The sequence below is a fragment of the Streptomyces sp. NPDC096012 genome (assembly GCF_040426375.1).
In the GTDB taxonomy this organism is placed as follows: Bacteria; Actinomycetota; Actinomycetes; order Streptomycetales; family Streptomycetaceae; genus Streptomyces.
Window position 1 is genome coordinate 1 of sequence record NZ_JBEOTD010000021.1, and the last position, 17447, is coordinate 17447.

A 17447-nucleotide genomic window follows, 5' to 3' on the forward strand; every position below is an offset into this window, starting at 1 on the left:
TCGTTCGCGATCCCTTACATCGTGGGTGAGATCAAGCGGTTCTTCCGTGACACCACGTGGGCGGTGCATGTTCCGCGGCGGTTGCAGGAGGCGCGCGTGCAGCTGGCCCGGGCCACCGAGGAGCTGCGCAGCCGTCTGGGCCGTGTGCCGACGGTGAAGGAGCTGTCGGAGCTGATGTGCCTGCCGGAGGAAGAGGTCCGGGAGGCCCGGCTGGCCGCCAACGGCTACAACTCCTCCTCCCTGGACGCCACGCTCAACGGCCAGGAGGACGGCGAGGCGGCGCTGCAGGACTTCATCGGCGTCGAGGACCAGGCGCTGGAACTGGTCGAGGACTTCCACGCCCTGGCCCCGCTGATCGCCGAACTCGGTGAGCGGGACCGGCAGATCATCCACATGCGGTTCGTCGAGGAACTCACCCAGGCCCAGATCGGCGAACGCCTCGGCGTCTCCCAGATGCACGTCTCCCGGCTGCTGTCCCGCACCCTGGCCCGCCTGCGCGAAGGCATGCTCACCCAGAACTGAACCCCACACCGGCCGCCGTAGAAGCCGGCTGCCGTGGAAAGGGCCTTCCCGCCATCGATGGGAAGGCCCTTTCCGTGCTGGAGACGGGGCGCCGGTACGCGAATGCTTCTTTCGCCTTTTCGTCGGCGTCCATGGAATGCGTCTCTTCACGACGGGTGCCGCTTTCGCGGTGGCCCACTCGTGCCCCGGATTCCCCTGCACAAACAAGGCAGAGTCAGGGAGTGAAGGAGTAAGTGCGGGGCATACGGCGACTCAGGAGGTAATAACTATGGTTCCCCTGCTGCTCGTTCTTCTTCTGGCCCTGATACTTTTCGGTGCCGGCTTCGCCGTCAAGATCCTTTGGTGGGTCGCGGTCGCCGTCCTGGTGCTGTGGCTTCTCGGCTTCGTCATGCGCTCCACCAACTCCGGTGGCGGCCGCGGCCGCTGGTACCGATGGTGACCTGACCCGCGCACCCAACCATCCCCCCAGGGCCCGGCCGTCATGACGGCCGGGCCCTGCCGCATGCCCGGCCCGGTCGAGAGGCGGGGGTAGCGGCGGGGACAACTCGGGGGCGCCGCAAGGGCGAACGAGGGCCGGATCCGAGGTCGCGGTGTCCCTGCGCCGGCTGCGCAGAGCCGACTCCACACGGTCACAATAAAGTCACGCACCTTCGCAGGTTCTTCACACCCGCTCCAGGTGGCTTATCTTTCTACTACTTTCAACATTCGGGGGACGAGGTACCGCCAGGTGGGGGGATCTACCTGATACCGGTGCGAAGCGGCTGAATCCGGCCCGTTCTGCGTTGCGTGCGCTTGGAAGCGCAGTGCTTCCAGGGCGCCCGGGGACTGGCCTTTCGTCGAAGTGGCCGACCCCGCCCAGCTCGGGCGTGGTGTGGCGTGGCGTGGCGTGACGCCGTTCGTTCCCTCGTAGTCATCGGCGAAGCAATGGAGTTTGAGCATGGCAGTCATCGCTGCACCGGATCCCGCCGTGACCGCGGGAGCGGCTGACAGTGACACGCCGGCGCCCCGCCTCACCGTCATAGGCACCGGTTACCTAGGGGCCAGTCATGCCATCTGCATGGCCGCCCTGGGTTTTCACGTCCTCGGCGTGGATGCGGATGCGGCGAAGGTCGCAACCCTCAACTCGGGCAAGGTGCCGTTCTTCGAGCCGGGACTGCCTGAACTCCTGACGAAGGGACTCGACTCCGGCCGCCTGCGGTTCACCACGAGCTTCTCCGACGCCGCGGAGTTCGGCGACGTCCACTTCATCTGTGTCGGCACGCCCCAGCAGCCGGATTCGGAGGCTGCCGACCTGCGTCACGTGGACGGTGCGGTCACCGAGCTGGCGATGCACCTTCGCCGGCGCGCCCTCGTCGTCGGCAAGTCGACCGTGCCGGTCGGAACGGCTGCGCGACTCACCGAGCTGGTTCAGCGGGTGGCTCCCGCCGGCACTGATGTCGAAGTCGCCTGGAACCCCGAGTTCCTGCGCGAGGGATATGCCGTGGACGACACGCTGCGCCCCGACCGGCTGGTCTTCGGTGTTTCCTCCGACTGGGCCGAGAGGCGGTTGCGCGCGGCCTTCCGTCCTGTCATCGACCAAGGCACTCCGGTCGTGGTCGCCGACCTGACGACGGCCGAACTGGTCAAGATGGCCGCCAACTCCTTCCTTGCCACCAAGATCTCCTATATCAACGCGATGGCCGAGATCTGCGAGGCCACCGGCGGCGATGTCACCCGGCTCGCCGAGGCGCTGTCATATGACGACCGGATCGGCGGCCGCTTCCTCAAGCCGGGCCTGGGGTTCGGTGGTGGATGCCTGCCCAAGGACATCAGGGCTTTCGCTCACCGTGCCGAAGAACTGGGCGTCGGCCAAGCGGTCGGCTTCCTCCGGGATGTCGACGCGATCAACAAGCGGCGCCGGGTCCGCATCGTGGAACTCGTCGCGGAACTCTTCGGCGGAGACCTGGCAGGCGTTCGAGTGGCGGCGCTGGGTGCCGCCTTCAAGCCCGACTCCGACGACATCCGCGACGCTCCGGCTCTCGACGTCGCCGCTGCCCTGCATCGGCTCGGAGCGCATGTGACCGTGGCCGACCCGGCGGCCACGGACAACGCCCGGCGAAGCCACCCCGAACTCGCCTACGCCGCCGACGCGATGTCCGCGGCGGAGGCGGCGGACGTCGTCCTACTGCTCACGGAGTGGAACGAGTTCCGCCTCATCGATCCCGGGGTGATGGGAGCCGTGGTCGCCCGCAAGCGCGTCGTCGACGGCCGGCACGCACTGGACCCGGCCCAGTGGCGCGCGGCCGGGTGGGAGTACCGCGCCCTCGGCCGCCCCTGAGCCGTGTGGTTCGTGTGCAACTCAGTTAAGACGTAGCTCTGTTCGCTGACGTTCCCCGATGAGCCGCACATCACACCGGGCCTGTCCTGGAATTCTTCAACCTTCACATATAATCTTCACACTTTCCACGCAATCTCCGTACTCCTGGGGGGAGTTCTCTATGTCCGACGGTCAGCAGCTCGCTGCCACCGGTGCTGGTGGTCTCACGATTGCCGGGGTGACCATCTACACCGGCTGGTGGATGGTCGCCGTGGCCGCCAGCGTGGTCCTGGCGGGGATCCTCGTGACCCGTATGGGCTTCCGCAGACGTCAGTCCGTGGGCGAGGAGTGAGCCGCGGACGACGCGAGCAGGCGCCGGTGCTGTCCGCGTGGCAGCACCGGTCCGGCACAGTCCTGATCGCCATCTGCGGGCTTGCTCTGATCACCGTCTGGACGGCCCACCACGTTCTCGTGGTGTCGAGCTGGGACTCCCGGACCACCGGACGCCTGTCGTTCGTGTGGCTCGGCACCTTCGTGCTCTTCGCCATCCAGGTCACGCTCTACCACCTGGACCGGCCGACTCGCGTTCCCGCCAAGGCGCGCGAGCGTCTGGACCGACTCCATGTGTCGATCCTGATGCCGGTCTACAACGAGGATCCCGGCTACCTGAAGCTGGGGCTGGAGTCGTTCCTGCAGCAGACCCGCCGCCCCGACAGCGTCCATGTCGTCGACGACGGTTCGACCACGACGGACTACGCCGAGGTGCGTGACTGGTGGCTGGCCGCCGCACATCGGACAGGTGTGCACACGACGTGGCAGCGCGTACCGAACGGCGGTAAGCGCCACGCTCAGGCCCACGGCGTCGAGGCGAGCGGGGACGCGGACATCTACATCACGGTGGACTCCGACTCCTACCTCGACCCGCACGCGGTGGAGGAGATCCTCAAACCGTTCTCGAAGCGCCGCGTGCAGTCCGTCGCGGGCATCGTCATCGCCACGAACAACCAGGGCCCCAGCCGCCCCGTCTGGAGTCCCCCGCAGAGCCGGGCCTCGCGCCGTGCGATCCGGCAGGCCAAGAGGGAGCACCGCAAGGCACTCCTGCACTGGCGCAGCAGCCAGTTGCTGGCCCGGACGACCGACCTGTGGTTCGTGACCTCGCAAATGGTCGACCGGTCGGGACAGTCCGCCGTGGGTGCCGTCATGGTCAACTCCGGCCCGCTGGCGGCCTACCGCGCCGCCGTCGTCCGGGACAACCTGGGCTCCTACCTCAACGAGACCTTCATGGGCCGCGGTGTCGCGTTCAGCGACGACAGCATGCTCACCCTGTACGCACAGGAACGTGGCCTGACGGTCCAGCAGGCTACGGCCATCGTCTTCACGGCCATGCCGGAGCGCTGGAACCACTTCGGGCGGATGTACCTGCGGTGGATGCGGGGCTCCACGATCCGCTCCATCTGGCGCATGCGTTACCTGTCGATGGCCCGGCCGGCTTTCTGGCTGCACGCGATGCGCTGGATCCAGATGGTCCTCACCCAGATGGTCACCGTCTGGCTGCTCGTGGTGGAACCGGTCGCCTACGACAACAGGCCCCCGCTCAGCATGCTCTGGATCCCCTTCCTGCTCGGCTGGGCGCAGGGGCTGCGTTACCTCGGCATCATCCGCACCGACGAGCGGATCCGCTCCCGGTTCCTCACGTGGCTGATGATGCCGCTGGCGATCGTCATGGCCTGGACGTGGTTCCGCTGGCTTCGCTGGTACGGCATCTTCACTTGCGCCAAGACCGGTTGGGGCACCCGCCAGAACGGCGCCGAAGTCTCCCTCGCGGGCGGGGCACCGGCGACCCCGGCTCCCGCGCCGGCTGCCATGTCCGCCACCACGGACCCCTGGTACGGAGACGACACGTCGACCCTGCAGCACCGGCCACCCATAGCCTCGGTCTCCTGAGATGCCGCCTCCGGTCCCGATCACCGGAGGCGGTCTTCAGCGGGTCTGACCTGACAGGGTGCTGATCGACTCCCGTGGCGGACGAGCCCGGAGTGGTTCTCAAGGGGAAGAGAACGGGGGAATCGGTGACGGGTTTGTCCGGTGGCCCCGGGCGAAGGCCGGCCGGTACTCGGATGCGCACCCTCAAGGGCCCGGCGGTGGGACCCGGTCGAGCAGTGACCCGGACGGCGTTGTTTCCCACGGCTCCTGAGTCCGGGCGGCTTCCGTACCGAGGCGGTGCGCGGTCGGCCCCCGCCCGCGATCACCCGTAGAGGCCGCGGGCTCCCGGGCTGTCGCCCTTGAAGCGCTGGCCCGCGGCGATCTCGTCGCCGACCACCGACCAGACGGTCTCGTCGTCCTGGAAGGGGAGCGGGTCGATGCTGCTCGTCTCCTGACGGATGCGCTCCACCTCGCCCTCCAGGCGATCGAAGTCCGCTTCCTCGTCGCCGTCGCCGTCGCCGTCGCCGTCGCCGTCGCCGTCGCCGTCGTCGCCGCTGAAGGTGAACTCTTCGAGCAGGCGCTGGAACCGGACGGTGACCTGGACGAGGGAGGAGACGTCCGTGTGGAGTTCGCGCACGGTCTCCTCGTCGGCGTCGAAGGCGTGCACCCTGCCGGAACCCGGTTCGAGGGCGAGGTGGGCGTTGAGCAGCCAGCCGATGACGGGCCATTCACCCGCGTCCTCCGGGACGTCCTCGAAGTCCTCGGCGTCGACGACGTCCTGGACCAGGGGCAGCCGGCCGGAGTCCTCGTCGGGCTCGCGCAGCAGGAGTGTCCCGGTGGGGACGCCGACGGTCTGCAGGAGGCGAGCACCCTCGGTGTCCGCGACGGCGGGCGGGAAGGCGGTGGCGGGCAGGGTCGCGAGCCGGTCCTCGCCGAACATGCCGGCGAGTTCGCTGCGGGTGACGTCGAAAAGCACTGCCGGGAACTCCGCGTTCGGCCGCGGCACGGATGCCGAGGGACTCTGAGGGGACGGGAGCGGTCACGGCAACTGTATGGGGAGGCGAGGCGCTTCCAGCGTCCCCGACTCCGCCCCGCCCGCTCAACCGCCTCATTTGCGTCCGTGTCGGCGTTCCCGCCGGGGCCCCGGACCCCGGCGTCCATGGCGTTCGCCGGGGTCCGGCCCCAGCCGGTTGAGCCGCTTGGACGCGCCAGGGCTCACGACGGCCCTTCCGGCCAGGACTCGACGCCGGCGCACTGCTCCTCGGGCCACGACTCGTATTCCTCCGCCGTGCTCTGCGCGTGCATCACGCCGGGGCCACCCTCTCGGCCTCGGCAGTCATGACATGCCTCCTGGACACAGTGCCGCGGGCCCGTCCCGCCGCACTCCATGTAAGGGCTCCCCCCTCACCGGTCCGGCCCGGACGGTGTGGCCGGCGACGGCCCGGTGGCGGGTTCGTCGGTGTGGGGTCCTTCCCGATGCCGGCCGGGAGGCTCCGGGGCTGCCGGATCAGAACGGACCGTGGAGACTGCCCAGCCTGTCGGTCAGGCGCAGGTTCTCGGAGTAGTCGACGGGGCAGGCGATCACGGAGACCGAGTCGTCGTCGAGGGCGCGGCGCAGTGCGGGCAGCAGTTGGTCGGCGGACTCGATCAGGTAGCCGCGTGCGCCGAAGCTCTCGGCGTAGGCGACCAGGTCCGGGTTGGTGAACCGGGTGTGGCTGTGGCGGCCCAGTTCGAGTTCCATCTTCCAGGTGATGAGGCCGTATTCCTCGTCCACCAGGACCAGGACGACCAGCGGGACGCCTTCACGGACGGCCGTCTCCAGTTCCTGCGAGTTCATCAGGAACGAGCCGTCCCCCGTCATCGCCAGGACACGCCGGTCCGGCCGGGCCAGCTTGGCGGCGATGGCGCCCGGCAGTGCGAAGCCCATGGTGGACAGGCCGTTGGAGACCAGGCAGGTGTCCGGTTCGTAGGTGGGGTAGAGACGGGACATCCACATCTTTCCGGCGCCGGTGTCGGCGAGCACGATGTCGTGGCGGTCCAGCGCGGTGCGCACATCGGCCACGACGCGCTGCGGCACCAGGGGAAACGCGTCGTTGTCACGTCCGTACTGCAGCTCTTCGCCGAGCAGGGTGCGGATCTTCGCGCTGCTCGCCGAGTCGTAGGTGAGTCCCTCGGGCAGTGCTGCCGCGAGCGCGTCCAGTGCCTGTGAGGGGTCACCTTCGACACCCACGGTGACCGGGTAGTGGGCGTCCACCTCGGCGGGGAAGCGGTGGACATGAATGATGCGTTTGTCGCCGTTCGGATTGATCTTGACCGGGTCGAACTCCTGGATCTCGTAGCCCACGCAGAGCAGCACGTCGGCCGCGTCGAAGCCGAAGTTGCCGTAGTCGTGGCGCATGAAGCCCACCGCGCCGAGGGCGTTCGGATGGTCGTCGGGAATGACGCCCTTGCCGTGGAAGGTGGTAGCGACCGGGATGTTCAGCCGTTCGGCGAACCGCACCAGGGCGGCCGAGGCCCCCGCTCGGGCGGCGCCGTGGCCTGCCAGCACGACCGGGTGCCGGGCGGCCGACAGCACGTCGGCCGCCCGTGCGATCTGGGAGGGTGACGGCGCGTCGGCCCGCACCGTGTCGATCTGCAGGGGCGCCAGCGGTCCGGTGGGACGCTCCGCTTCGACGTCCTCCGGGACCGCGAGGAACACGGCGCCGGGCCGTTCGCTCTGCGCCGTCTTGAACGCCTTGCGTGTCATCTCCGGCACCGCGTCCGGACACACGATCTGGGCCGCCAACTGGGTGACCGGAGCGAACATCGACACCAGGTCGATGACCTGGTGCGACTCCTTGTGGGCGCGGCGCAGGGAGCCCTGGGCGGCCAGGGCCACCAGCGGCGCGCTGTTCGTCGTGGCGTCCGCGGTGCCGAGGAGCAGGTTGATCGCGCCGGGTCCCAGGGTGGCCGAGCACACGCCGGCCCGGCCGGTCAGCCGCCCGTAGATCTCCGCCATGAACGAGGCCGCCTGCTCGTGACGCACCAGGACGTACCGGATCCCGGAGCCGTTCAGCGCGTCGACGAACCGGATGTTCTCCTCGCCGGGGATCCCGAAGACGTACTCCACGCCCTCGGCGCGCAGACAACGCACCAACAGGTGCGCGACGTCCTCCACTGCTGCCGTGTCCCGCGACCCGGCCGCGCCTTCCGTGCCCATGGGGCGACCGTAGGCGCGCCCCGCCCACCTCTGCCACCTGTCGGCCGCCGCCCGGGGGGCCGGTGACGTGGCCGGTCCCTGCCGGAGCTCAAGCGCCGCGAGGCCGTTCGGAGGTTGGGGGCCGGTGACGGGTGCCGGCCCGTGCGGGAGCTCAAACGCCGCCAGGCCGTTCGGAGGTTGGGGGCCGGTGACGGGTGCCGGCCCGTGCGGGAGCTCAAACGCCGCCAGGCCGTTCGGAGGTGCTGTGGTGGCGCCTTCCGCGGTCGGCCCGCACGCTGGATCCGGATGTGGACTCGCCGCCGGAGACCGGGCGGCGGCAGGCCCAGGGAGGACCGTGTGACCACTTCGTCGCCCGCCACCGACGCACCGCCGGCCCGGTACGACGACCTGCGGGCCCTGGTGATCAACTGCACCCTCAAACGGTCGCCCGGCACGAGCAACACGCAGGGGCTGATCGACCGCAGCACCGCCATCATGGACGCGCAGGGGGTGCGAGTCGACGTCCTACGGGCAGTGGACCACGACATCGCCACCGGTGTGTGGCCCGACATGACGGAGCACGGCTGGGAGCGGGACGCCTGGCCGGACCTGTACCGGCAGGTCCTGGCGGCCGACATCCTGGTACTGGCGGGTCCCATCTGGCTGGGTGACAACAGTTCCGTGATGAAGCGGGTGATCGAACGCCTCTACGCCTGCTCCAGCCTGCTCAACGACGCAGGCCAGTACGCCTATTACGGAAGGGTCGGCGGCTGCCTGATCACCGGCAACGAGGACGGCGTCAAGCACTGCGCCATGAACGTCCTCTACAGCCTGCAACACCTGGGGTACACCATCCCTCCCCAGGCGGACGCCGGATGGATCGGCGAGGCCGGCCCCGGCCCCTCCTACCTCGACCCCGGCTCGGGCGGCCCGGAGAACGACTTCACCAACCGCAACACCACCTTCATGACCTGGAACCTGCTCCACCTGGCCCGGGCGCTGAAGGACCTGGGCGGCATCCCCGCCTACGGCAACCAGCGCACCGCCTGGGACGCCGGCTGCCGCCGTGACTACGAGAACCCCGAGCACCGGTAGCCGGACACAGGTGCGGGAGCGGCTGAGGCATCCACTGACAGTACGCAGGGAGCCCCGGGTGACCCGGGGCTCCCCTTCCGTGGCGGCCGCTTCCCTACACCACGGAGCCGCTCACCTGATGGGAGGCGAGCAGAACGAGAGTGGCACCTCCCTCGGCGGGTATCCCCGGATCCGCGCGCCCGGTCAGGATTTCGTAAGCGCTCCGGCGCCACCGCCGGGGGAACGGCAGGCTGAGGGCCCGGGGACGGGTACTCGACGTGCCGCTGTCACCGTTGCCCGAGATGCACGACATCTGCGGGATCCAGCACTCTCCGCTGCACCACGGAGTGTGATGTCCCATCGATCAGGTTCAGCCGAGATGGGGACGATCTCTGTGCTCCAGGAAGTGACGGATCCGGAGCCGCTGCGTGTGGTGCATCGGCAGTTGATCGATCTCCTCCGGCTGGACGAACCGCAACTCCGTGGACTCGTCCGAGATCGCGAGCCGGCCGCCGACCACGCGGGCGGTGAAGCAGACGTTGAACTGTCTGCGCACCTCACCATCCGAGTAGGCGATGACGTGGCGCGGGTCGGTGTACGTGCCCACGAGCCCGGTGATCTCCACGTCCAGGCCCGTCTCCTCCTTCACCTCCCGGACGGCCGTACCCGGGAGTGAGTCGGTCATCTCCATGCCGCCACCAGGGAGCGCCCAAAGACCGTTGTCCCGACGGCGCTGGAGGAGCAGCCGTCCCTCGTCGTCTGTCACCACGGCGGACGCGGCGACGACCAGGCTATTCGGCTCAGGCGCCGCTGGATCGTCGTAGTACTCGGTGCGTGCCACTGTCACTCTTCCCTTACGAGTGCCGCGGGTGCTCCACAGAGCGTTGAAGCTGCTGGCGTAGGCGCCCTGGCGTGCCTGCGCGCGTGTGGCCCGCGTGACGAAGGTGGTAGAGGCGGAAGCCGTCCATGTCTCCGCCACCGCTTCAGCGGCCCCCACCCGTTCAGCGCGCGCCCGGGATCCAGGGCTGCCCCGTTCTTGCCCCCAATCCACTAGTGGAGTGGCGCGGTCGGGCGTAAGGGTGCGCTTGTGGTGCGGTACCCGCCCACCGGTCTGGACAACAAACAACCCCCAGGTCGATGACCTGGGGGTTTCGCGTGGAGCGGGTGACGAGAATCGAACTCGCGCTCTCAGCTTGGGAAGCTGATGTTCTACCATTAAACTACACCCGCGTAAGTCGGACTCGGTCGCCCTGAGGGGTCGATCCCGACGTTCGCTCACTGTACATCATCGCGGACCCTTGGTGCTTCGGCCCCGGAGTCCGCGTCTCGTGCCGCAGGGGGGATCCGGCTGCGGGCGGCCGGAGTTGGGGCGTACGGTGGAGGTGTGGGAGAGGGGCCGGGCGAGGTCGGAGTGCCGCCTGGAGAGTCGTCTCTTTGATCCCGTAATGTGCTTTTGTCGTCGGGCCGGCCATAAGCCCGACGAGGCTCTCGGGGAAGGGACACAAGGGACTTGATGGAACACACCGTCGTCCGCTGCGCGGACGGGCACGTCTTCAGCACCGCTTCGTTCCCGATGCAGAAGGCCGAGCGGCTCGGCCCCGGCCGGCTCGTGAGGTGTCCACGATGTGCCCGGCTGCGCAGCGCCGTGCCGGTCACCCTGCAGAAGCACTAGCGGCGGACCACCGGTAAGCGGGCGGTGACGCCCCGCGATAACACCTGGCGCGCGGAGTCGCCGCGATTGTCGCGGCTCCGCGCGCCTTGCGTATCCTCGCTACGTGCTTCTCTCAGACAAGGACATCCGGGCCGAGATCGACGCCGGCAGGGTACGGATCGATCCGTATGACGAATCCATGGTGCAGCCGTCGAGCATCGACGTACGGCTGGACCGGTACTTCCGGGTGTTCGAGAACCACCGGTACCCCCACATCGACCCCGCGGTCGAGCAGACGGATCTGACGCGTCTCGTGGAGCCGGAGGGGGACGAGCCGTTCATCCTGCATCCGGGGGAGTTCGTGCTCGCCTCGACGTACGAGGTGATCACGCTTCCCGACGATCTCGCCTCGCGGCTGGAGGGGAAGAGCTCGCTCGGGCGCCTGGGGCTGGTCACGCACTCCACCGCCGGGTTCATCGACCCCGGCTTCAGCGGGCACGTGACCCTCGAGCTGTCCAACCTCGCCACCCTCCCCATCAAGCTGTGGCCGGGCATGAAGATCGGGCAGCTGTGCATGTTCCGGCTGACCTCGGCCACCGAGTTCCCCTACGGCAGTGAGCGCTACGGCTCCCGGTACCAGGGGCAGCGCGGGCCGACCGCCTCGCGGTCCTACGTCAATTTCCATCGGACCCAGGTGTGAGGGCGACCGCGGCATGAGTGACGTACGGGAGAACCTGACGTACGAGCGGTTCGGCACCGCCATCCGCGAGCTGGCGCAGACCATCGCCGACGACGGGTACGAGCCGGACATCGTGCTCAGCATCGCCCGGGGCGGGGTGTTCGTCGCCGGCGGGCTCGCCTATGCCCTGGACTGCAAGAACATCCACCTGGTGAACGTCGAGTTCTACACCGGCGTGGGGACCACCCTGGAGATGCCGGTCATGCTGGCACCCGTCCCCAACGTCATCGACTTCTCCGACAAGAAGGTGCTCATCACCGACGACGTCGCGGACACCGGCAAGACCCTCAAGCTGGTGCGTGACTTCTGCCTCGACACCGTCGCCGAGGTCCGCTCCGCCGTGATCTACGAGAAGTCCCAGTCCCTGGTGAAGTGCGAGTACGTCTGGAAGCGCACCGACGACTGGATCAACTTCCCGTGGAGTGTTCTGCCTCCGGTACACAAGTCCGGAGAGGCGCCGAAGGAGAACAAGGAAGCGCTCTGACCCGGTGACCTCGCTGCGGTGCCCGGTGCCGCACCGGGCTGCCCTCCGTCCGGCCCCTTGCCGGGGCCGCTCCCGGAGCACCTCGGAGGAACGAGTTCTGGAACCGCAGGCCGGTGATCTGCCGCTCCGTCCTGGGTCAACCTTCTGACCGGCGGCGGAGCGGTCGACGTTCGTCAGCGTTGGTCGTCGCTGAGCCGCCCCGCAGGGCCCGCAGCCTCCCCGAACGGGGACCGCGGGCCGGGGAGGGCGGCCCTCAGGCGGGAATGAGGCCGTGGGGGTCGATGATGAACTTGAGGGGCACTCCCGTGTCGAAGGTCGCGTAGGCCTCGGGGGCCTCGTCGAGGCTGATCACCTTCGTGTTGAGCATGGCGCTCAGGTAGGGCATGCGGTCCCACAGGATCGCCATCATCAGCTCGCGGTTGTAGTGCATGATCGGTGCCTGCCCGGCGGCGATCCGCGGCGACTTGATCCAGGCCTTGCCGAAGTCGATCGGGTACGTTCCCTCCTGCTCGGCCTTCGACTTCGCGAGCGGGTCGGGGCCGTAGACGCCGATGACTCCGGTGGCTCCGCCCGCGCGGGTGGCATCGAGCACCTGGTTGATGGCGTAGGCCGGGTCCATGTCCTCGGCCTCGCGACCGATGCCGTGTGCCTCGGTGCCGACGTAGTCGACCGCGCAGTCGACCCTGGGTTCGCCCAGGATGGCCTCGATCTGGTCGGTGAGCGCTGCGTCCTGGGTCAGGTCGATCGTCTCGCAGCCGTTCTGCTTCACCAGTTCCAGGCGGTCCTTGTTGTGGTCGCCGACGATGATGCAGGACGCCCCGAGGAGGCGCGCCGCTGCTGCGGCGCAGCGGCCGACCGGGCCGGCGCCGGCGATGTACACGGTCGAGCCCGGCTTGGCACCGGCCTCCATGAGGCCGTGGAACGCGGTGGGCAGGATGTCCGAGAGCACCGCCAGGTCGCGGATCTTCGCCATGGCCTGGTCCCTGTCCGGGAACTTCAGGAGCTGGAAGTCGGCGTACGGGACGAACAGGTACTCGGCCTGGCCGCCGTCCCAGTCGCCCAGGTTGAAGCCGTACGCTCCGCAGGCCACCTTGGGGTTCGTGGTCTCGCAGACGTCGGTCCGGCGCGCCCTGCAGTTGCGACATCGGCCGCAGGCGACGTTGAACGGGACGGAGACGAGGTCGCCCTCGCTGAGGAACTCGACGTCGGGGCCGACCTCGATGACCTCCCCGGTCATCTCGTGCCCCATCACCATGCCCTGGGGCACCGGGAAGGACCCGCGGTAGATGTGCAGGTCGCTACCGCAGATGTTGGTGGCGACGAGCCTGAGGATGACGCCATGCGGGGCCTTTTTCCCGTTCGGCATCTGAAGCTTCGGGAAGTCGAGGGACTCTACGCGCATGTCTTTCGGGGCGTTGAAGACGACGGCGCGGTTGGTGCTTGCCATGACGATCTCCTCTGCTGATCCAGGGCGATTCGGGGCGTGGAGGTGCCGGCAGTCATTTGGGGGGGTTTGCGACCTCGGCTTTCCCAACGTAGGGGGCGCACCCCACGTCTGCACGCCGGAATCGGACCCTCAACGTCCGCCTGCCGTCGCACCGACGCTGCGTGCCGCGCTCCCGGCCGAGCACGTCGTCTCCATCCGGGCAGGTCCGCGTGTTGTCAGCGCTGAGGGATGGCCGACGCACCAGCCCCTCCATCCCGGTGCCGGCCGATCCCCCGCCGGAGGCACCGCCTTGACCGCGGCCTGCCCTGTGCGGTGATCGACTCATGGCCATCGGCCCTGTCCACCTGTGGGTGCGCGGAGGCGCGGCCGGGCGGAGCGGGCCTCCCACGTCGCCACCGCCGGACTCCGCAGGCTCTGCAGGACCGCATGCCCGCGTGCCGCATCAGGTGCCGCTCGGACGGACGTCGTCCAGGCGGTCGACGATCACGACGGACGACGGATGTGCGGGCCGGGGCACCTGAATGAGAATGGGCACGTAGACCACGTCGCCGTGCCTGAACTCGGCCTTCCACGAATGCCGGTAGCACACGACCTCCTTCGGGGCCCCGCGCGCCGCATAGCACTGAGGCACCGATCTCGGAGACGCGGTCTGCGAACTCTCCCACCGGACAACCGATCCGCTCGCCGGTGCACCCGATGCACCCGATGCACCCGATGCAGCCGGTGCACCCCACGCACCGAGCGCGATACCGCAGAAAGCCGCGGCCACGGCACCGGCATTCCGAATCGCTGCTCTCTTCGTCCTCATCACCGGAACCCCTGTCACGGCTCGGAATGGTGCAGTCTGCGCGCGGCTTCGTGGCGGGTGTGGACGCCGAGCTTGGTCAGCACCGCGCCCACGTGATGCCCGGCGGTCTTGGGCGTGATGTAGAGGCGCGCGGCGATCTCGGCGTCCGACAGGCCCTCGTTCAGCAGCTTGAGGACGTCCAGCTCCCGGTTGGTCAGCCCGTACGGGTTGGCCCGGGTGGCCGCCCGTGCGCCGCGCCGGATCGGGCGGATCCCCCGGGCGCGCATCACGGCGCGGGTGCGTGCCACGGCCGGCCCGGCGTCCAGGGCCTCGAAGGCGGCCAGGGCCTGGCGCAGCGCGGGTGCGTCGCCGGACAGGCGGGCCAGCGCGGCGTCGTGCGGCGAGCCGAGCCAGTCCCAGCGGGCCGCGGCGCCCGCCCAGTCGCCGGTCAGCTCCAGCGCGTAGGGTTCGGCGGCCGGCACCTGCGGGGGCGTCCCGCCGGCGCGGCGGATCCAGCAGGCCAGCGGGCCGGACAGCCAGGGGTGCGTACGCTCAGCCAACGCGGCCAGCCCGCGTCGTGCCTCCGTCTGCACCAGCTCGTGGTCACCGGCCAGCCAGGCCGCCTCGACCCGGGCCTCCCACCCCAGGCCGGTGTCCACAAGACAGTTCGAGTCGACCAGGCCCGCCGCCTGCTCCAGCAGCGGCCACACCGGGGCATTGCCCTGGCGGGCCCGCACCAGGCCCAGGACGGTCAGGGCCAGTGCCTCGCCGACCGGTGGTGAACCGGGGTGGGACACGACCTCCTGCGCGGTGTCGGCGGCCTGGGTCCACAGGCCCCGGTTCAGCAGTCCCCAGCTGTCCCAGGCCCTCGCGCACAGCAGGTAGGGCAGCAGGTCGTGATCGAGGAAGTAGGCCTCCGCCCGGCTCACGGCCGCGGTGGTCCGGGCGGCATCATGCTGCAGCGCGGCGAACCAGCACAGCGTCAGCGCCAGGAAGCCCGCGTCCACCGGCAGATCCCGCGCCATCGCGCTGGTCACCGCCTGCTCGCAGTCCTCCCATCCCGCCCCTTCGCTCAGCATGCGTGCCGCCGCGGCATGGAAGTGCGCCCGGTCGGCCACCCCCGCGTCACCGAAACGCTCGCCCAGAGCGACCGCCTTCTCGGCGTAGGCGGTGGCCACCGCGACCCCCTCGTGCTCGTAACAGGCCAACTGGCACAGGTTCAGGTACGCCCACGCCAACTCCCGGCTCGGCCGCAGCCCTTCGAGTACCCGCACTGCCTGCAGGCCGGTCTGTCTTGCCTCGGCGGTCCGCCCGGCCGGCCACAGCCAGCACGACAGCCAGCGCAGGTCCTCCCCCTCGCGCAGCCGGTCGCCCAGCGCCCGGCGCAGCCGCACCGCCGTACGGCGGGACGACACCCCCTCGTCGAGCCGGCTCGACAGCAGACAGGACTGCGAGTGGCCCTCCAGCAGGGAGGTCTGCTGGTCCGCCGGCAGGCGGTCGGCGTAGCGCAGGGCGCGGGCGTACTGGGCGGCCGCCTCCCGGTGCGCGCCCGACGCGGCGGCGTGGGCGGCTGCCGCGGGCGCGTACTCCAGCACGGCGGCTGCGTCCTCGGCACCCTCGGAGTGATCGGCCAGCAGCGCCAGATCGTCCGCCGTGACCGGGCCGGCCCGCATCAGGGCCAGTGCCTGCCGGTGTACGCGCAGACGGTGGGCGGCGGGTACGGCCTCCAGCACCGCTCGCCGGGTCAGCTCATGGCGGAACTCGGTCGTCCATCCCACGGTGCGCACGATGCCGCAGCCCACGGCCTCGTCGAGAGCCTCCTCAGGGGCCGGCAGGAGCCCGGCCAGCAGCGACAGCGGGACCCGGCGTCCGAGGACGGCCAGTACGTCCACCACCCTGCGCGCCGAGGCCGACAGGCCGGCCAGGCGGCCCGCGACGGCCTCGCGCACCGTCGCCGGGATGGGCTCGGCGGGGGCGGCCAGGATCTCGGTGACGATGAACGGGTTTCCGGCGGAGACGCGGTACAACTGCTCGGCGTCGACGGCGTGTCCGGTGGCCAGCGCGGCCACGGCCCGGCGGCTCAGGGGAAGCAGGTCGTGCCGGTACACCCACGGATAGCCGGCCAGGGTCCCGAGGAGGGCGGTCAGGCCGTGGGTCCGGCCTATCTCGTCGTCGCGGTAGGTGACCACCACCAGCGCCGGGACGCTCGGCAGGCGCCGGGTCAGATAGCGCAGCAGGTCCATCGTGGCCTCGTCGGCCCAGTGGACGTCCTCCACGACCAGCAGGCTGGGGTAGGTGCTCAGGTCGGCGAGCAGGCAGTCGAAGACCTCGTCGGAACGGCAGGTGCCGGCCAGCGCTCCGGTCAGGGCGGTGCGAGCCGTGGCACCCAGGTGCGGGGCCAGGTCGGTCAGGGGCCCGAGCGGACGGGGAGTGGCGAGCGGGTCGCAGGCGCCCGACAGCACCCGGACGTGGGGGTCGGCCAGTTGGGCCAGCCGGTGCACCACGGCGGTCTTGCCGATGCCGGTCTCGCCGCGCACAAGGGCTAGGCGTCCAAGGCCGCTCACTGCCACTTTCAGGTGACCGGTGAGGTCCTGGAGCACGGCCTCTCGCTCTAGCAGGTCCATCACATGTCAGTTTCTCTCCGTGCCCGGAGCCGCGCAAAAGATCCGTGCGATCACAGCAGGTGGGCCGTCGGGGCCGTGAACCGGGGCGCCACGCCGGGAGCTGGGGTGTGCCCGGGGTGGAACTTGGGGTGTTCGCCCGATGTACCCCCCGAGTCGGCGGCGCATGCTGGCGACAGAGTTCCGGAACCTGGGCTTCCCGGTTCGCGGCTCGAAAGCGGCCCGTGCGGAGCATGGCGCCCACCCCGCGCCTTCGACGAAGACTCTGGCAGGGAATTCAGCCGAAAAGAACTCTCCCAATCGAATTCGCTGTGAATCGGCAGGTTCCGAATTCCTTCGGAAGGAATCATCATGCTCAAGAAGTTCGCAAGGCGTACGGCAGTCCTGACCGCATCGGCCGCTCTCGCCGCCGGAGGTGCCGCGCTGGCACCGTCCACCGCCTCAGCGGCCCCGGCACCCACAGGCACGCACTCGTCCGTGCTGACCGACCGCGGCGGAAACAACAACAACAACAATAACAACAACAACCGCCGCGGAAACAACAACAACAATAACAACAACCGCCGCGGAAACAACAACAACAATAACAACAACCGCCGCGGAAACAACAACAACAATAACAACAACAACGGCCGGGGTGGGAACAACAACAACAACAATAACAACAACAACGGCCGCGGCGGAAACAACAACAATAACAACAACAACAACGGCGGAGGCGGGAA

Annotated in this window: 15 protein-coding genes and 1 tRNA gene; 9 read left to right on the forward strand and 7 right to left on the reverse strand. The window is 69.3% G+C overall.

The features are described from left to right. The 4 genes from ABVB68_RS20640 to ABVB68_RS20655 all read left to right on the forward strand — a co-directional run. Nucleotides 1–522: sigma-70 family RNA polymerase sigma factor (locus tag ABVB68_RS20640; protein ID WP_353602555.1), on the forward strand; the 522-nt coding region annotated here is incomplete at its 5' end. Between the two features lie 268 nt (nucleotides 523–790). Further along, the gene (locus ABVB68_RS20645; RefSeq protein ID WP_353602556.1) at nucleotides 791–961 is read left to right on the forward strand and encodes a hydrophobic protein; all 171 of its coding nucleotides are present in this window, start codon (nucleotides 791–793) and stop codon (nucleotides 959–961) included. A 498-nt stretch (nucleotides 962–1459) separates the two neighbouring features. Further along, nucleotides 1460–2839, forward strand: coding sequence for a UDP-glucose dehydrogenase family protein (locus ABVB68_RS20650; RefSeq protein WP_353602557.1), 1380 nt, complete (start codon nucleotides 1460–1462; stop codon nucleotides 2837–2839). Between the two features lie 327 nt (nucleotides 2840–3166). Next, on the forward strand, nucleotides 3167–4762 hold the full coding sequence (locus tag ABVB68_RS20655) for a glycosyltransferase (protein ID WP_353602558.1): 1596 nt from the start codon (nucleotides 3167–3169) through the stop codon (nucleotides 4760–4762). A 301-nt stretch (nucleotides 4763–5063) separates the two neighbouring features. Here ABVB68_RS20655 and ABVB68_RS20660 read toward each other — a convergent pair whose 3' ends face one another. After that, nucleotides 5064–5717, reverse strand: a complete 654-nt coding sequence (locus ABVB68_RS20660) for an SUKH-4 family immunity protein (protein WP_353602559.1) — start codon at nucleotides 5715–5717, stop codon at nucleotides 5064–5066. Nucleotides 5718–6248: 531 nt separating this feature from the next. Then, nucleotides 6249–7940, reverse strand: a complete 1692-nt coding sequence (locus tag ABVB68_RS20670) for an acetolactate synthase large subunit (RefSeq protein ID WP_353602560.1) — start codon at nucleotides 7938–7940, stop codon at nucleotides 6249–6251. Between the two features lie 336 nt (nucleotides 7941–8276). Between ABVB68_RS20670 and ABVB68_RS20675 the strand changes: the two genes are divergently transcribed. Then, the gene (locus ABVB68_RS20675) at nucleotides 8277–9014 is read left to right on the forward strand and encodes a flavodoxin family protein (protein WP_353602561.1); all 738 of its coding nucleotides are present in this window, start codon (nucleotides 8277–8279) and stop codon (nucleotides 9012–9014) included. Nucleotides 9015–9363: 349 nt separating this feature from the next. On the opposite strand, the gene ABVB68_RS20680 is transcribed toward ABVB68_RS20675, so the two are convergent. Next, nucleotides 9364–9834: an NUDIX domain-containing protein gene (locus ABVB68_RS20680; RefSeq protein WP_353602562.1), complete on the reverse strand. Its 471-nt coding sequence runs from the start codon at nucleotides 9832–9834 to the stop codon at nucleotides 9364–9366. A gap of 315 nt (nucleotides 9835–10149) precedes the next feature. Further along, nucleotides 10150–10223, reverse strand: a tRNA-Gly gene (locus ABVB68_RS20685). Nucleotides 10224–10506: 283 nt separating this feature from the next. On the opposite strand from ABVB68_RS20685, the gene ABVB68_RS20690 reads away from it, so the two are divergent. The 3 genes from ABVB68_RS20690 (at nucleotide 10507) to ABVB68_RS20700 (ending at nucleotide 11867) form a co-directional block, all read left to right on the forward strand. After that, a complete protein-coding gene (locus ABVB68_RS20690; protein ID WP_353602563.1) occupies nucleotides 10507–10665 on the forward strand; it encodes a hypothetical protein in 159 nt (52 codons plus the stop codon). A 103-nt stretch (nucleotides 10666–10768) separates the two neighbouring features. Next, nucleotides 10769–11344 carry a dCTP deaminase gene (gene dcd, locus ABVB68_RS20695; protein WP_353602564.1) on the forward strand — a complete coding sequence of 192 codons (576 nt, stop codon included), beginning with the start codon at nucleotides 10769–10771 and terminating at the stop codon, nucleotides 11342–11344. A 13-nt stretch (nucleotides 11345–11357) separates the two neighbouring features. After that, a complete protein-coding gene (locus tag ABVB68_RS20700; protein WP_353602565.1) occupies nucleotides 11358–11867 on the forward strand; it encodes a phosphoribosyltransferase in 510 nt (169 codons plus the stop codon). 253 nt (nucleotides 11868–12120) lie between these two features. On the opposite strand, the gene ABVB68_RS20705 is transcribed toward ABVB68_RS20700, so the two are convergent. From ABVB68_RS20705 to ABVB68_RS20715, 3 genes are all read right to left on the reverse strand, one after another. Next, complete coding sequence (locus tag ABVB68_RS20705; RefSeq protein WP_353602566.1) at nucleotides 12121–13314, reverse strand: alcohol dehydrogenase catalytic domain-containing protein; 1194 nt, start codon at nucleotides 13312–13314, stop codon at nucleotides 12121–12123. Between the two features lie 442 nt (nucleotides 13315–13756). After that, the gene (locus ABVB68_RS20710) at nucleotides 13757–13903 is read right to left on the reverse strand and encodes a hypothetical protein (RefSeq protein ID WP_353602567.1); all 147 of its coding nucleotides are present in this window, start codon (nucleotides 13901–13903) and stop codon (nucleotides 13757–13759) included. A gap of 233 nt (nucleotides 13904–14136) precedes the next feature. Further along, nucleotides 14137–16725, reverse strand: coding sequence for an ATP-binding protein (locus ABVB68_RS20715; RefSeq protein ID WP_353602568.1), 2589 nt, complete (start codon nucleotides 16723–16725; stop codon nucleotides 14137–14139). 348 nt (nucleotides 16726–17073) lie between these two features. On the opposite strand from ABVB68_RS20715, the gene ABVB68_RS20720 reads away from it, so the two are divergent. Beyond that, nucleotides 17074–17447: hypothetical protein (locus tag ABVB68_RS20720; protein ID WP_353602569.1), on the forward strand; the 374-nt coding region annotated here is incomplete at its 3' end.

What these genes read in the sequence shown, in the direction of transcription:
- ABVB68_RS20645 (WP_353602556.1), top strand. Translation starts at nt 791, where the DNA reads ATGGTTCCCCTGCTGCTCGTTCTTCTTCTGGCCCTGATACTTTTCGGT.
- ABVB68_RS20650 (WP_353602557.1), top strand. Translation starts at nt 1,460, where the DNA reads ATGGCAGTCATCGCTGCACCGGATCCCGCCGTGACCGCGGGAGCGGCT.
- ABVB68_RS20670 (WP_353602560.1), bottom strand. Translation starts at nt 7,940, where the DNA reads ATGGGCACGGAAGGCGCGGCCGGGTCGCGGGACACGGCAGCAGTGGAG.
- ABVB68_RS20690 (WP_353602563.1), top strand. Translation starts at nt 10,507, where the DNA reads ATGGAACACACCGTCGTCCGCTGCGCGGACGGGCACGTCTTCAGCACC.
- ABVB68_RS20700 (WP_353602565.1), top strand. Translation starts at nt 11,358, where the DNA reads ATGAGTGACGTACGGGAGAACCTGACGTACGAGCGGTTCGGCACCGCC.
- ABVB68_RS20705 (WP_353602566.1), bottom strand. Translation starts at nt 13,314, where the DNA reads ATGGCAAGCACCAACCGCGCCGTCGTCTTCAACGCCCCGAAAGACATG.
- ABVB68_RS20715 (WP_353602568.1), bottom strand. Translation starts at nt 16,725, where the DNA reads ATGGACCTGCTAGAGCGAGAGGCCGTGCTCCAGGACCTCACCGGTCAC.